Source organism: Pseudomonas bananamidigenes, assembly GCF_001679645.1.
GTDB classification, from domain to species: Bacteria; Pseudomonadota; Gammaproteobacteria; order Pseudomonadales; family Pseudomonadaceae; genus Aquipseudomonas; species Aquipseudomonas bananamidigenes.
Map to the genome: position 1 here is coordinate 51,666 of NZ_LRUN01000001.1, position 15,209 is coordinate 66,874.

Annotated in this window: 14 protein-coding genes; 11 read left to right on the forward strand and 3 right to left on the reverse strand. The window is 60.7% G+C overall.

What is annotated here, in order from left to right; genetic code table 11:
• Positions 1-108 precede the first annotated feature (108 nt).
• From BBF94_RS00225 to ppnP, 8 genes are all read left to right on the forward strand, one after another.
• Positions 109-1,899, forward strand: coding sequence for an acyclic terpene utilization AtuA family protein (locus tag BBF94_RS00225; protein WP_065257263.1), 1,791 nt, complete (start codon positions 109-111; stop codon positions 1,897-1,899).
• 12 nt (positions 1,900-1,911) lie between these two features.
• Positions 1,912-2,781 (forward strand): SDR family oxidoreductase, encoded by an 870-nt coding sequence (locus tag BBF94_RS00230; RefSeq protein WP_065257053.1) that lies wholly within the window; start codon positions 1,912-1,914, stop codon positions 2,779-2,781.
• A 3-nt stretch (positions 2,782-2,784) separates the two neighbouring features.
• Positions 2,785-4,401, forward strand: coding sequence for a geranyl-CoA carboxylase subunit beta (atuC, locus tag BBF94_RS00235; protein ID WP_065257054.1), 1,617 nt, complete (start codon positions 2,785-2,787; stop codon positions 4,399-4,401).
• Positions 4,402-4,430: 29 nt separating this feature from the next.
• Positions 4,431-5,588, forward strand: coding sequence for a citronellyl-CoA dehydrogenase (gene atuD / locus BBF94_RS00240; protein WP_065257055.1), 1,158 nt, complete (start codon positions 4,431-4,433; stop codon positions 5,586-5,588).
• A complete protein-coding gene (locus BBF94_RS00245; RefSeq protein ID WP_065257056.1) occupies positions 5,585-6,382 on the forward strand; it encodes an enoyl-CoA hydratase/isomerase family protein in 798 nt (265 codons plus the stop codon). The genes atuD and BBF94_RS00245 overlap by 4 nt, the downstream gene beginning before the upstream one ends.
• A gap of 68 nt (positions 6,383-6,450) precedes the next feature.
• On the forward strand, positions 6,451-8,412 hold the full coding sequence (locus BBF94_RS00250) for an acetyl/propionyl/methylcrotonyl-CoA carboxylase subunit alpha (RefSeq protein ID WP_065257057.1): 1,962 nt from the start codon (positions 6,451-6,453) through the stop codon (positions 8,410-8,412).
• Positions 8,413-8,481: 69 nt separating this feature from the next.
• Entirely contained in the window at positions 8,482-9,024 is a 543-nt protein-coding gene (locus BBF94_RS00255) for an exonuclease domain-containing protein (RefSeq protein WP_065257058.1), read from the forward strand.
• An 82-nt stretch (positions 9,025-9,106) separates the two neighbouring features.
• Positions 9,107-9,391: a pyrimidine/purine nucleoside phosphorylase gene (ppnP, locus tag BBF94_RS00260; RefSeq protein ID WP_007940055.1), complete on the forward strand. Its 285-nt coding sequence runs from the start codon at positions 9,107-9,109 to the stop codon at positions 9,389-9,391.
• A gap of 71 nt (positions 9,392-9,462) precedes the next feature.
• Here the strand turns inward: ppnP and BBF94_RS00265 are convergent, their stop codons facing one another.
• Entirely contained in the window at positions 9,463-10,269 is an 807-nt protein-coding gene (locus BBF94_RS00265) for an MOSC domain-containing protein (protein WP_065257059.1), read from the reverse strand.
• Between the two features lie 91 nt (positions 10,270-10,360).
• Positions 10,361-11,296 (reverse strand): chemotaxis protein CheV, encoded by a 936-nt coding sequence (locus BBF94_RS00270; protein WP_065257060.1) that lies wholly within the window; start codon positions 11,294-11,296, stop codon positions 10,361-10,363.
• 455 nt (positions 11,297-11,751) lie between these two features.
• On the opposite strand from BBF94_RS00270, the gene BBF94_RS00275 reads away from it, so the two are divergent.
• From BBF94_RS00275 to BBF94_RS00285, 3 genes are all read left to right on the forward strand, one after another.
• Positions 11,752-12,222, forward strand: a complete 471-nt coding sequence (locus BBF94_RS00275; protein ID WP_065257061.1) for a hypothetical protein — start codon at positions 11,752-11,754, stop codon at positions 12,220-12,222.
• A gap of 495 nt (positions 12,223-12,717) precedes the next feature.
• Positions 12,718-13,611 (forward strand): sensor histidine kinase, encoded by an 894-nt coding sequence (locus BBF94_RS00280; RefSeq protein ID WP_065257062.1) that lies wholly within the window; start codon positions 12,718-12,720, stop codon positions 13,609-13,611.
• Positions 13,608-14,267: a response regulator gene (locus BBF94_RS00285; protein ID WP_065257063.1), complete on the forward strand. Its 660-nt coding sequence runs from the start codon at positions 13,608-13,610 to the stop codon at positions 14,265-14,267. Before BBF94_RS00280 ends, BBF94_RS00285 begins: the two co-directional genes overlap by 4 nt.
• Here BBF94_RS00285 and yegS read toward each other — a convergent pair.
• Complete coding sequence (gene yegS / locus BBF94_RS00290) at positions 14,251-15,168, reverse strand: lipid kinase YegS (RefSeq protein WP_065257064.1); 918 nt, start codon at positions 15,166-15,168, stop codon at positions 14,251-14,253. The genes BBF94_RS00285 and yegS overlap by 17 nt on opposite strands.
• Between the last annotated feature and the right edge of the window lie 41 nt (positions 15,169-15,209).

A 15,209-nucleotide genomic window follows, 5' to 3' on the forward strand; every position in this document is an offset into this window, starting at 1 on the left:
CGACCAAGCAAGCGCTTGGGCAGAAGATAATTTCGCCTGTTTACAAACCAAGCGCTTGCTTGGTAGCCTCGATTCACTTCTGCACAGATTGCCGAGTCGGAGATGAAAATGCCCACCACCGTCCGCATCGGATGCGCCAGCGCATTCTGGGGAGACACCTCGACCGCCGCCGCGCAGCTTGTGGCCGGTGGAAAACTGGACTATCTGGTCTTCGACTACCTGGCCGAGATCACCCTGTCGATCATGGCCGGCGCCCGCATGAAGGATCCGCAGGCCGGGTTCGCCAGCGACTTCATCGAAGTCCTCGCGCCGCTGCTGCCGCAACTGGCCGAACAGAAGATTCGCGTCATCAGCAATGCCGGCGGGATCAATCCCCGAGCCTGTGCCGCCGCCCTGCAAGCGGCCTGCGACCAGGCTGGCGTGACGCTGAAAATCGCGGTGCTGTCGGGCGACGATCTGCAACCGCAATTCAAACACCTCACTTCTCAAGGCATCACTGAAATGTTCAGCGGCGCCCCGCTGCCGCCGATGTGCGTTTCAACCAACGCCTACCTCGGCGCACCGGGCATCGTCGAAGCCCTGCGCCTGGGCGCCGACATCGTCATCACCGGCCGGGTGGTGGACAGCGCGGTGGTCAGTGCCGCGCTGGTGCACGAGTTCGGCTGGTCATGGCACGACTACGACAGACTCGCTCAAGCCTCATTGGCCGGGCACATCATCGAATGCGGCGCGCAATGCACCGGTGGCAACTTCACCGATTGGCGCGACGTGCCGGATTACGAGCACATCGGTTTCCCGATCGTCGAGGTGAGCGCCGACGGCCAGTTCATTGTCAGCAAACCCGAAGGCTCCGGCGGGCTGGTCACACCGCTGACGGTCGGCGAACAGATGCTCTACGAAATCGGCGATCCACAGGCCTATCTGTTGCCCGATGTGGTCTGTGATTTCAGTCAGGTCAAACTTCTGCAACAAGGCAAAAACGCAGTCCGCGTTACCGGCGCCAGAGGCTTGCCACCCAGCAACCAATACAAGGTCAGCGCGACGTACCCGGACGGTTTCCGCTGCACCGCCAGTTGCCTGATCGCCGGTATCGATGCGGTGGACAAGGCCCGACGCGTCAGTCAGGCGATCATCGACAAGACCTCGGAAATGCTCGAGCAACGCGGCTGGGGCCCATACACCGAAACCCATGTCGAACTGCTCGGCAGCGAAGCCACCTACGGCCCCCACGGCCAGCGTCGGGACAGCCGCGAAGTGGTGATCAAACTCGCCGTACGCCACCCGAACAAGCAGGCTTTGATCCTGTTCTCCCGGGAAATCGCCCAGGCCGCCACCGGCATGGCGCCGGGCCTGACCGGCATCGTCGGCGGGCGGCCCACGGTGTATCCGTTGATCCGGCTTTTTTCATTTCTGATCGACAAAAGCGCCTGCACACTGAAAATCGACATCGCCGGCGAATCTCATCCGTTCTCCCTGCCCGCCCCGGCCACCCTCGACAGCCAGAGCTTGCCGCTGCCCCACGAAACGCCCAAACCCCTGGGTCGCGCCGACGCCAGCGTGGCGCTGGTGAAACTGGCCGTGGCGCGCTCCGGCGACAAGGGCAACCACAGCAACATCGGCGTGCTGCCACGTCGCCCTGAATACTTGCCGTGGATCGCCGAAGCGCTGACCCCTGCCGTGGTCGTCGACTGGATGAGTCATGTCCTCGACCCGATTCACGGCCGGGTCGAGCGCTGGTATCTGCCGGGTACCCACAGCCTGAATTTCCTGTTGGAAAACGCCCTCGGCGGTGGTGGTGTGGCGAGCCTGCGCATCGACCCGCAAGGCAAGGCCTTCGCCCAGCAATTGCTGGAAATCCAGATCCCGGTGCCGCAGAGCATCGCCGAACAGTTCGACTAGGGGATTGGCACCATGGCATTCGAATCAATTTTCAAGGCTGATCTGTTCAGCGGCCAGACGGTGATCGTCACCGGAGGCGGCAGCGGCATCGGACGCTGTACCGCCCACGAATTGGCGGCGCTTGGTGCGACCGTGGTGCTGGTCGGGCGCAAACCGGAAAAGCTGCAAGCCGTCGCCGCAGAAATTGCCGAGGATCGTGGCCGGGCCCACTGGAAATCTTGCGACATTCGTGACGAAGAAGCCGTGAAGACACTGGTCAGCGAGCTGATCCGCGAACACGGACCGATCCACGGACTGGTCAACAATGCCGGCGGCCAGTATCCGTCGCCACTGGCTTCGATCAATCAGAAAGGTTTCGAAACCGTGCTGCGCACCAACCTGGTCGGTGGTTTTCTGATGGCCCGGGAAGTGTTCAATCAGTCGATGAGCAAACATGGCGGCAGCATCGTCAACATGCTCGCCGACATGTGGGGCGGCATGCCCGGCATGGGCCATTCCGGGGCCGCCCGTTCGGGCATGGACAATTTCACCAAAACGGCGGCGTTCGAATGGGGTTACGCCGGCGTTCGGGTGAATGCCGTGGCGCCGGGCTGGATCGCGTCCAGCGGCATGGACACTTATGAAGGCGCGTTCAAGGCCGTGATCCCGACCCTGCGCGAACACGTGCCGCTCAAGCGCATCGGTACCGAACCGGAAGTCAGCGCAGCGATTGTTTTTCTGCTCAGCCCTGCCGCTGCGTTCATCAGCGGCAGCACCTTGCGCATCGACGGCGCGGCCAGTCTGGGCAATCGCGCATGGCCGCTGCACAAGGCGACCCGCAGCGAATCCTTCAACGGCTTTCATCGGGCCTATATGCCGGACGTCTTGAAGGACAAGGAGTAAGCCATGCCGGTCATTCAATCCCAGCTCGATCCGCAGAGCGAGACCTTCACCCGCAACCGCGCAGCGATGCTCGCGGCTATCGAGCAAGTCCGGCAACTCGAACAGAACCTGCTGGACAAGGCTGCCGAGGCCAAGCCGAAATTCGACAAACGCGGGCAATTGCTGCCCCGTGAACGCCTGAATCTGCTGCTCGACCCGGGCGCGCCGTTCCTCGAACTGGCGAGCCTGGCCGGTTACAAACTGCACGACGACAAGGATGGCAGCTCGGCCGGTGGCGGCTTGATCGCCGGCATCGGTTACGTGTCCGGCGTGCGCGCCTTGATCGTGGCGAACAACAGCGCGATCAAGGGCGGGACGATCTCCCCGACCGGTCTGAAAAAATCCCTGCGCCTGCAACAGATCGCCCAGGAAAACAAACTGCCGGTCATCACGCTCGCCGAAAGCGGTGGCGCCAACCTCAACTACGCGGCGGAGATTTTCGTCGAAGGTGCGCGCAGCTTTGCCAATCAGGCGCGGATGTCGGCGATGGGGTTGCCGCAGATCACTGTGGTGCACGGCTCGGCCACGGCCGGCGGAGCGTATCAACCGGGGCTGTCGGATTACGTGGTGGTGGTGCGCGGCAAGGCCAAGCTGTTTCTCGCCGGTCCGCCGCTGCTTAAAGCCGCGACCGGTGAGGTGGCCACCGACGAAGAGCTGGGCGGCGCCGAGATGCACGCGCAGGTGGCCGGCACCGCCGAGTACCTGGCCGAGAACGATGCCGATGGCGTGCGTCAGGTGCGGGAGATCGTCAGCCTGCTGAACTGGAACGCGCCACTGCCGCGGCTGCCCGAACCGCCATTCAAAGAACCGCTGTACCCCATCGACGAACTGTTGGGGTTGATTCCGGACGACCCGAAAAAGCCCTACGACGTTCGCGAAATCATTGCCCGTATCGCCGACGAATCGCGCTTTCTGGAGTTCAAGGGTGAGTTCGATCAGCAGACCGTTTGCGGTCACCTGAAAATTCAGGGCCGCGCCTGCGGCTTCATCGGCAACAACGGCCCGATCACGCCCAATGGTGCGAGCAAGGCGGCGCAGTTCATTCAATTGTGTGACCAGAGCCAGACACCGTTGCTGTTCTTCCACAACACCACCGGGTTCATGGTCGGCACCGAATCGGAACAGCACGGCGTGATCAAACACGGCTCGAAACTGATCCAGGCCGTCGCCAACGCACGGGTGCCGAAACTGACGATCGTGGTCGGCGGCTCCTACGGTGCGGGCAACTATGCGATGTGCGGGCGTGGACTCGATCCGCGCTTCATCTTCGCCTGGCCCAACAGCCGCACCGCCGTGATGGGCGGTGCCCAGGCCGGCAAGGTGCTGCGGATCGTCACCGAAGCCAAGCAATTGAAGGACGGTCTGGAACCCGACCCGAAAATGCTCGACATGCTGGAACAGGTCACCGCGCAAAAACTCGACAGCCAGTCCACCGCTCTCTACGGCAGCGCCAACCTCTGGGACGACGGGCTGATCGATCCCCGCGACACCCGCACCCTGCTCGGTTACCTGCTGGACATCTGTCACGAAGCCGACATCCGCACGCTGCAAGCCAACAGCTTCGGCGTCAGCCGGTTCTGATTGCCACGGACTCAAGGAGAACAATAACAATGATCTTCACCCCGGAACACGAAGCCCTGCGTCGCACCGTCCGCCAGTTCGTCGAGCACGAGATCAACCCCCACGTCGATGAATGGGAAAAGGCCGGTCGTTTTCCGATCCACGAAATTTTCCGCAAGGCCGGCGACCTCGGTCTGCTGGGGATTTCCAAACCGGAAAAATTCGGCGGCATGGGACTGGATTACAGCTATTCGATCGTCGCCGCCGAAGAATTCGGCACCATCCATTGCGGCGGCATTCCGATGTCGATCGGCGTGCAGACCGACATGTGCACGCCCGCCCTCGCCCGCTTCGGCTCCGATGAACTGCGCGAGGAATTTCTGCGACCGGCCATCACCGGCGAGCAGGTCGGCTGCATTGGCGTGTCGGAAGTCGGCGCCGGTTCCGACGTCGCCGGGCTCAAGACCACCGCGCGCAAGGACGGCGACGACTATGTGATCAACGGCAGCAAGATGTGGATCACCAACTCACCGAGCGCCGACTTCATCTGCCTGCTGGCCAACACCTCGGATGACAAGCCGCACGTCAACAAGTCGCTGATCATGGTGCCGATGAACACGCCGGGCATCAGCCTCAGTACACACCTGGACAAGCTCGGCATGCGCAGCTCGGAAACCGCCCAGGTGTTTTTCGACAACGTGCGGGTGCCCCAGCGCAATCGCATCGGCCACGAAGGCGCCGGATTCATGATGCAAATGCTGCAGTTCCAGGAGGAGCGTCTGTTCGGCGCGGCGAACATGATCAAGGGTCTGGAATACTGCGTCGACAGCACCATCGAGTACTGCAAGGAACGCAAGACCTTCGGCAATGCGCTGATCGACAATCAGGTGATCCACTTCCGCCTCGCCGAATTGCAGACCGAAATCGAATGTCTGCGGGCACTGGTCTATCAGGCCACCGAGCAGTACGTGAAAGGCCAGGACGTCACCCGGCTGGCCTCGATGGCCAAACTCAAGGCCGGGCGTCTGGGCCGCGAAGTCAGCGACAGTTGCCTGCAATACTGGGGCGGCATGGGTTTCATGTGGGACAACCCGGTGGCCCGCGCCTATCGCGACGTACGCCTCGTATCGATTGGCGGCGGTGCCGACGAAATCATGCTGGGCATCATCTGCAAACTGATGGGCACCCTGCCGGGGAAAAAGAAATGACGGCCCTGCCCGATTGCCGGACGCTATTGCTCGAATCCCATAACGGCGTACTGCACATCACCCTCAATCGCCCGGAAAGCCGCAACGCCATGAGCCTGCAAATGGTCGCCGAGTTGCGTGCGGTGCTGACCGCCGTGCGCGATGACCGCAGCGTGCGCGCCCTGGTGCTCAGTGGCGCCGGCGGGCATTTCTGTGCCGGCGGCGACATCAAGGACATGGCCAGCGCCCGTGCCCGGGGCAGCGATGCCTATCGGGACTTGAACCGTGCCTTCGGTTCATTGCTGGAAGAAGCGCAGCACGCGCCGCAGGTACTGATCACCGTTCTGCAGGGTGCAGTGCTCGGCGGCGGTTTGGGGCTGGCGTGCGTCAGCGATATCGCAATGGCCGATCACCAGGCGCAATTCGGTCTGCCGGAAACCAGCCTCGGCCTGTTGCCGGCGCAGATCGCACCTTTTGTGGTGCAGCGCATCGGCCTCACCGAAGCCCGCCGCCTGGCGCTGACCGCTGCCCGTTTCGACGGCCATCAGGCGCGGCGCCTGGGGCTTGTGCACTTTGTCGAAGAAGATCCACAGGCGCTGGCCGAACGGCTGGAAGACGTGCTGCAACATGTTCTGTGCTGCGCCCCCGAAGCGAACGCCGCCACCAAAAAACTGCTGCTGGCCAGTGCTGGCCAGCCGTCGAGTGAACTGCTGGATGACGCGGCGCGACGGTTCAGCGAAGCGGTAACGGGCGCCGAGGGGATCGAAGGCACGATGGCGTTCATGCAGAAGCGCAAACCCGGATGGAGCACCTGACCTTGTGGGAGCGAGCCCGCTCGCGATGAGGACCTTCAATCCACCGCCAGACACGCAGGAAAACCACCATGCCCGCCATCCATAAAATCCTGATTGCCAACCGCGGTGAAATCGCCTGCCGCATCCAGCGCACCGCCCAGGCCCTCGGCTATCGCACGGTAGCGGTGTTCAGCGACGCCGACGCCGATGCGCTGCATGTGCGAATGGCGGATCAAGCGGTGTACATCGGCCCGGCGCCGGTGCAGCAGTCCTACCTGAACATTCCCGCCATCCTCGCCGCCGCCCGCCGCAGCGGTGCCGACGCGATCCATCCCGGGTATGGCTTCCTCTCGGAAAACGCCGAATTCGCCCGGGCCTGTGAACATGCCGGCCTGACCTTCATCGGTCCCGACGTCGACGCCATCGAGCTGATGGGCAGCAAGCGTCAATCGAAAATCGCCATGCTCGCCGCTGGCGTCCCATGCATCGACGGCTATCAAGGCGCCGAGCAGGATGACGCCACTCTGATCCGCGAAGCCGAACGCATCGGTTATCCGTTGATGATCAAGGCCAGCGCCGGCGGTGGTGGACGCGGCATGCGTCTGGTGCATCACGCAGAAGAACTGGCAGCGCAACTGCGCACCGCCCGTTCCGAAGCAAAGAATGGATTCGGCAGCGACGAACTGATCCTGGAACAGGCGTTGATCGAACCGCGTCACGTCGAAGTGCAGTTGTTCGGCGACCGACACGGCAACCTGATCTACCTCGGCGAACGGGATTGTTCGATCCAGCGGCGCCATCAGAAAGTCATTGAAGAAGCGCCGTGCCCGGTAATGACCGAGGCGCTACGGCAAGCGATGGGCGAAGCGGCGCTCAAGGCCGGGCGCGCAGTGAACTACGTGGGCGCCGGCACGGTGGAGTTTCTGCTCGATGCCCGCGGCCGGTTCTACTTTCTGGAGATGAATACCCGGCTGCAAGTGGAGCACCCTGTGACCGAATTGATTACCGGACTGGATCTGGTGGCGTGGCAGCTTCTGGTTGCCGAAGGTCAACCACTGCCGCTGACCCAGGCGCAGGTGAAACTCGATGGCCACGCCATGGAAGTGCGCCTCTATGCCGAAGATCCGGCCCGGGGATTTCTGCCGCAGACCGGTCGGATCGAAGGTTGGGAACCAGCGCTGGATCGCGGTGCGCGGATTGATCATGGCTTGCTCGAAGGTCAGTCGATCACGCCGTTCTACGACCCGATGCTCGGCAAACTGATCGCCCATGGCGCCACTCGCGAGGAAGCCCGGCGCAAATTGTTGTGCGCGGTGCAGGACAGCGTGTTGCTGGGGGTGCAGAGCAATCAGCGGTTGCTCTGCAGTCTGTTGCAGCATCCGCAGTTCATCAGCGGCGAATTCGGCACCGGGTTCATACCGCAATATTTCACCGACCATCCATGTCTGCTTCCCCACACACCGAGTGCCGAAGAACTGGCGATCGCGGCATTGCTGTTCTATCAAGCTGCCGCAGTTTCGCATCGCGCATCTCTGGCGGGTTGGCGCAACAACGCCGGCGCACCGCTGCACTATCTTTTGGGCCTCGACGATCAGACGTGGAGCGTGCAGTTGCTGCCTGCCGCACATGGCATCGTTCGGGTTCTGGTCGCTGAACATGACTTCGAACTGAAGCTCATCGAACACGGCGAACACTCGATATCGCTGGAAATCGAAGGCCTTCGTCAGCGCCACAGCTATCGTCTGCGCGACGACCGGCTCTGGCTGTTCACCCGTCCCGGCAGCCTGCACCTGGTGGATCGAACTCATGCCGTGATCGACAGTCAGACCAGCGTCAGCTCCGGCACCTTGAAAGCCCCGATGGATGGCGCAATCATCGACGTGCTTGTCAGCGAAGGCAGCCCGGTCAGCAAGGGCCAGCTGCTGGTGGTGCTGGAGGCGATGAAAATGGAGCACCCGCTCAAGGCCGGCATCGACGGCGTGCTCAAGCGGGTGCAGGTCAAGGTCGGCGATCAGGTAAAAAATCGTCAGGTTCTGTTGCAGGTCGAGTGAGTCGCCGAACGTATCCGTAAGGTTTGACTACGCTCTGACTATCAGGACGCGGAAATCAGGAACCCTGCGATGCCCCATTGGCTGGTCATTGATCTGGAAGCCACCACCGACGAAGGTGGCTGGCCGGTAACGGAAATGGAGATCATCGAGATCGGCGCCACTCTGGTGGATCGTGCCGGTCGCGAGCAGGATCACTTTCAGCGCTTCGTCAAACCGGTGCGTCGGCCACTGCTGACGCCGTTCTGTCGCGAACTCACCCACATCACCCAGGCCAATATCGACGCCGCCCAGACACTGAGCGAAGTGTGGCCGACGTTCGAGCGCTGGCTCGGCCAGCACCTTGCACGCCTTGAAGGCTGGGCCAGCTGGGGTGACTACGACCGCAAGCAATTGCTTCAGGAATGGCAGCGCCTGCAACTCGACAGCGCGCTGAGTCGTACTGCGCACATGAACCTCAAACAGCGCTTTGCCAAGGCCAGGCGCCTCGAACGGCCTTTGGGGCTCAATGGCGCCCTGCAACTGGCAGGCATGCAGTTCAGCGGCCAACAACATCGTGCGCTGGAAGATGCACGCAATACCGCCCGATTATTGCCGCTGGTGCTGCCGCTCTAGCGCAGGTGACGGCGCCAAGAGCCTTGTGCATACTGGCCGGCCCTTTTTAACCCTTTTACGCCCTTTTCGAGAGGAATCGCCCATGTTTAAAGTCAACGAGTACTTCGACGGCACCGTCAAGTCGATCGCCTTTGGCACTGCTGAAGGCCCTGCGACCATCGGCGTCATGGCCCCGGGCGAATACGAATTCGGCACCAGCCAGCGTGAAATCATGCATGTGGTATCCGGTGCGCTGACCGTCAAACTGCCGGACAGCAGCGACTGGGAAACCTTCGCTGCCGGCAGCCAGTTCAACGTGCCGGCCAACAGCAAGTTCCAGCTGAAAGTGGCCGTCGACACCGCTTACCTGTGCGAGTACCGCGGCTGACACCCCGGTTTCCTGCGGCAATGAAAAATGCCCGTGTCCAGTGACACGGGCATTTTTCGTTTCGGGGCCGGTTATTCGAGGATTTCCACCGGCATGCCGATTTCGAGGCGACCATTGCTGTCATTGACCAGGTTCTGCCCGAACATCGCGCCATCGGCCTGGGCGCGGGTCTTCTGCAGGGTCGCCAGTGGTTCGCGGTCGGCGCTGCGCTCGCCGGTCTGCGGATCGATGGTGGTGAGAATGCAGCGAGAGCACGACTTGACAACGCGGAACTCGACATCACCGATGCGGATGCGCTTCCAGCCATCCTCGGCGTACGCTTCGCTGCCCTCGATTACCAGATTCGGACGGAACCGCAGCATTTCCAGCGGACGTCCGACTTCCTGCGAAAGATTCTGCAACGACGCCTCGCCAATCAGCAGCAGCGGGAAGCCATCGGCAAACGCGACCTGATCGTCATCTTTGCCATACCCGGCCTGAGTCGTCCGGGCGCGATCCAGCGGAACCTGTACCAGACGAGTCGGCTTGCCGATAAACCGACTGACCCACGCCGCAGCTTCATCTCCGGCATCGGGCACCCGCAGGGTATCGCGCCAGATGGTCACGCCGCGCAGTTCAGCGTCGCTGCCAGGCAAGGCGATATCGATCGCCGAATGCCCCGGCGCATCGAGAGTCAGGCCACCAGCGGCATTCCACAGCGCCGACAACTGGCTCATCTTCGCTTCGGCGCGCTGGGTCAGGAACCGCCCGCTGGCCTCGTCCACCAGCATCCAGCGGCGGTCGCCTTCAAGCCCCAGTTTGTCCAGGCCGATCCCTTGCAGAACCTCGGCCCTGGCGGATTTCAACGGGTAACGATAAAGCGCGCTCAGACGCAGCATGGCCAGCTCCCTGGTGGCGGAAAAATGCCACCCTATACGAGCTTTCTCGTCGAATCAAAGGCTGCCGCACGGTCAGCCCGCGACCGGCGCGTCAGGCAGGCACTCCATCAAGCATCAGACGCTGGCGCACCACATCGACCAGTTTGTCCGGCTGGAATTTGGAAAGGAAATTATCGCAGCCGACCTTCTTGACCATCGAATCGTTGAAGCTGCCGGACAACGAAGTATGCAGCACGACGTACAGACCACGCAGACGCGGATCATTACGGATTTCGGTGGTCAGGCGATAACCGTCCATTTCCGGCATTTCCGCATCGGTGAAGACCATCAACAGTTTGTCGGTCATGCTCACTCCGGTATCGGCCCATGCCTTGAGCATGTTCAAGGCTTTCAGACCGTCACTGGCAATATGCATTTTCACACCCAACTGGCCGAGGGTGTCGCGCAACTGCGACAACGCCACATTGGAATCGTCCACCAGCAGCACCTCACGACCGCGGGCCCGCTCCAGAACCGGGTCTTCGAGCTTGTCGCGGGACACTTTGGCGTTGTAAGGAACGATTTCGGCGAGCACTTTCTCGACGTCGATGATTTCCACCAGTTGATCGTCGACCTTGCTGATGGCCGTCAGGTAATGTTGGCGGCCGGCGCTGCTCGGAGGCGGCAGGATGGCTTCCCAGTTCATGTTGACGATACGATCTACGCCACCGACAAGGAACGCCTGCACCGAGCGGTTGTACTCGGTGACGATGATCGTGCTGTCGGGGCCCGGCACCAGCGGGCGCATGCCGATCGCCTGAGACAGGTCGATCACCGGCAGGGTCTGGCCGCGCAGGTTGACCACACCGCAGACAAACGGATGACGCTGGGGCATCAAGGTCAGCTTCGGCAATTGCAGGACTTCCTGGACCTTGAACACGTTGATCGCGAACAACTGGCGCCCGGCGAGTCGAAACATGAGAATTTCCAGGCGATTCTCACCCACCAGTTGCGTGCGTTGGTCTACCGTATCGAGAATGCCGGCCATCAAATGACTCCTGGGGCTTGTACTGGTGAATTCATTAAAGGGGTTTATCGGCTGATGCCGGCCAATCTTGATCCCCCTTGCAAATCACCTACAAAATGCCATGAGAAAGCATTGATGTCACATTAACATCATGCTTTACTGACCCCGTGATTTCATCTGCTACATTCTCTGCGGCGCGACCTCGGTTTGCACCGTAGGTTCCCGTGCCTAAGGGATTCCCCTAGTAACAATCAGGCCCGACCTGATGTTCGCAATATCCAATAGCCATTAATGTGACGCCATTCTCATTGCATGAACGGAGTCAGGCTTTTGTGTGTGATCGCAGGTCAGTGGAACCCCACCCTCTCGAAACCCCCGGCACACGCCTCGGCACAGCAGGGCGCGATCTCACGACGGTTCATGATCGTCGACACACACGACATTCGCTCATCAGACATGACGTTGTGGAGATAAGCATGCCGAACGACCGCAAAGAGTGGGCACAGCGATTCCCCGAATTTCTCGTCGAGGCTGAAACGCTCCTGGCCAAGTCCGAAGAGTGCCTGAGCCACTTGCAGTTGATCAGCAATGACCGGGACGCCATCGATTGCATGCTCAGCACTCTGCTCAAACTGGCGAACAGGGCTGACGCCCTGGCACTGGGGGCGGTCTCGGAGTTCTCCCGTCACTTGCACGGGTTGCTCAGCCGGACCCAGGACGGCGTCGACCTGCATGCTCAGGCGCTGGAGGCCCTGAAGGACTGTTTCACCTTGATGGCCTGGCAGCTTGAGCTGGTCGACCCGAGTACCGGGCAGCTGAGTCTGGACGAAAGCGAGCAGACTTCCCTCATCGAAGCATTTGCCTTTCAGGTCGGACAGAGCCAGTTTCAGCCGCCGCTCCAAAGCAAAACCATTTCCCTCGTATCCTACTCGGAGCGACAGGCCTGAGCGGGCGCATTCCAGGCCCGGTGCAACACCATTAGTTTGAACCATCGAATGTCGCAATTGATTAACTCATGCCTGCCAGCGACACCTGCGAACAATTAATAACGTTCCATGAATGCAACCTGACTGCCACGGATGTCAGGGTTTACCTGTGTGTTTGTGAAAAAAGAATCTTCGGACCGCAGCGATAATTATCAAATCCGGTAAATCAACTTTTCCATTATGGAACTGGCGTCCAACGTGGCGTATATCCTGACTCTTCGGACATATAGGCGAACGCGACCAACGGTATGTTAAGTGGTATTATGCCGCCCGTTAGTTGCTTTCAGTTAATGGCACAGTGACTTCAATGAGCGACCTGCAGCAAAAGTTGGCAGTCATTTATCGGTCACTGAACCTTGTTGAAAACAGCAGCCTGAACCACAGTATTTTCAAACAGAGACCGACAATCACACTGCCCGGTCTGCCCGCAGCGAACATCCATTGGCTCCATCCGCTATGTACGCCAGCCTCAAGTCAATCACCACTTGGCCTCCCTCCCGAGAAAACGCGCGCCGTTTCACTCTCTTGCTGTGCATTGGAGCGGCGACGGGCAGCCTTTTGACTTATGGTCTGTCGGCCCCGGTCTCGCTGGGTCTGCTGTTGATCAATATTGCAGCTGCCGGCTGTGTCTGGATACAACATCGCCTGTCGCGCAAATCGATCAAGCTCAAGCCTCAGGAGCTGGCCGAGCGATTGCTTGAAGTCCAGGAAAACGAACGTCATCGGCTGAGCCGCGAACTGCATGACGATATCGGGCAACTACTGACCGCCGCCAAGTTGCAAAGCGAATGGCTCAAACGACGCCTGCCGGAAGACTTGCAGGAACAATGCTCGGCTCTCTGCGACACCCTTGAGGAAACACTCAATAAAGTCCGTGACGTTTCAGCCATTCTCAATCCTCGGCAGTTGACCAGCCTCGGCCTCGAAGCCAGCCTGCGCGCGCACTTGCTCAAGACGCTGGCCAATACGCCGGTTCACTGGAGTCTCGACTGCCAGCAACGTCTGAACGGCATCCCCGAAGAAATGGCGGTCGCGGCCTTTCGAATCACTCAGGAAGCCGTGACCAATATCCTGCGTCATGCGCAGGCCAAAAATCTGCTGATCCGCCTGCAGCGTCTTCCACAAGGGTTGACCTTGCTGATCAGCGATGACGGCCTGGGCTTCGCCCCGGCTGCCAATCCCGGCCGTGAAGGACAACGTGGCATGGCCGGAATGGCCGAAAGGATCGAGCAATTGGGGGGCACCCTGAGCGTGAGGAGCGAGCCGGGCAACGGCACTCAAATCGAAGCACTATTCCCGTGGGCGCCCCGGGCACTCGAGCGGGCCAGTACGAATAAGGTTATGCGTTGACTTGTAACTTACTTCTGGTGGATGACCACTCGCTGATCAGGGCCGGCGTGCGCGCTCTGGTGCTGGATATCCCGGGCTACGCGGTAATCGGCGAGGCCAACGACGGCTCGCAACTGCTCGAAATGGTCGAGCAGATGAACCCCGATATCGTCTTGCTGGATATTTCCATGAAAGAAACCGGCGGCCTGGAAGCCTTGCAACGGCTCAAACGGATTCGTCCGCACAGCAAGGTTCTGATTCTGTCGATGCACACGGATCCGGCGCTGATCATGCAGGCGCTGGAGTCCGGAGCCCATGGTTACCTGCTCAAGGACACGACCGCCACCGAGCTGGAACACGCCCTGGAAGCCCTGCGCAATAACGAACGTTACTTGAGCCCCGCCATCGCCCACACGGTGATCAATCAGGCATTGACCCGCAACCAGAAACAGCAACCGGAAGTCGCCGACTCTCACAATCTGACGGCGCGCCAACTGGAAATCCTGCGCCTGATCGTGCGTGGCAAGTCCACACGCGAGATCGCCAACGGCCTGGGTCTGAGTATCAAGACCGTGGAAACCCACCGCTCGCAGATCATGAAACGTCTGCAGATCTACGACGTGGCGGGACTGGTGCTGTTTGCCGTGCGGGAACAGATCATCAGTCTTGACGACTGACAGGTCGGGGGTTGCCCAGCAGAGGCGAATCCTGTGGCAGATGCACGCGCAATGCCGCCGGGCGCGCCGAGAATCGCAGACTCTCCCCTTCCAGTGGCTCTCCGTCAAGATTGATGCACAGTCCTTCGGCCACCTTGATTTCAACCCACGGCAATCGCGTGCGCACGAACATGTTATCGAGGCCGAAACCATCGCTTAGCAAGGTTTTCAGAGTGCCAACCAACTCCTGAGGAGCCGGCAGGATACTGATATCCAGCAGGCCATCATCAACCTGTGCCTCCGGACACAGCACGTGTCCTCCACCCGCCTGGCGACCATTGCCGATGCCCAGTGCCAGCAGCTCTCCACTCCAATGGAAATCCGGGCCCTGCAATTCGCCATACGCGGCATGCAACTCATTGAACCGGGACAGTCCGGTGAACAGATAGGCAGCCCCTCCGAGGACCTTTTTCAAGTCCTCCGAGGTATTGGCGGTGACCTGACTGCCGAATCCACCGGTGGCCATGTTCAGGAATATCTGTCCACCCACCTCCCCCAGATCAATGTCATACGCAGGCGTATCGAGCAGCTCGAGCGCCTCGGCCGGCTCCAGAGGAATGCCTGCAGCGCGGGAAAAATCGTTGGCAGTACCCAACGGCAGCAACACCAGACTGGCCTTGCCGGGATCAGACGCCAAGGCTTCGGCGATGTCCCGCAACGTACCATCGCCGCCCCCGGCAATGATGTGACTGAACCCTGCAGACAGGGCTTCCTTTACCAGACGCCGGGCGTCACCGTCCTCCCAGGTAAGGCGCACCGCGATATCCCAACCCTGGCTGCGCTTGTATTCAACGGCCGCACGAACCGACTCGTTGAGTGCTTGCTTGCCATGCAAAATCAGCCATGCCTTGTGCTTTTCCATTGTTGGTTACTCCCGGAAATGAATCTGTTCGGGACATCTTG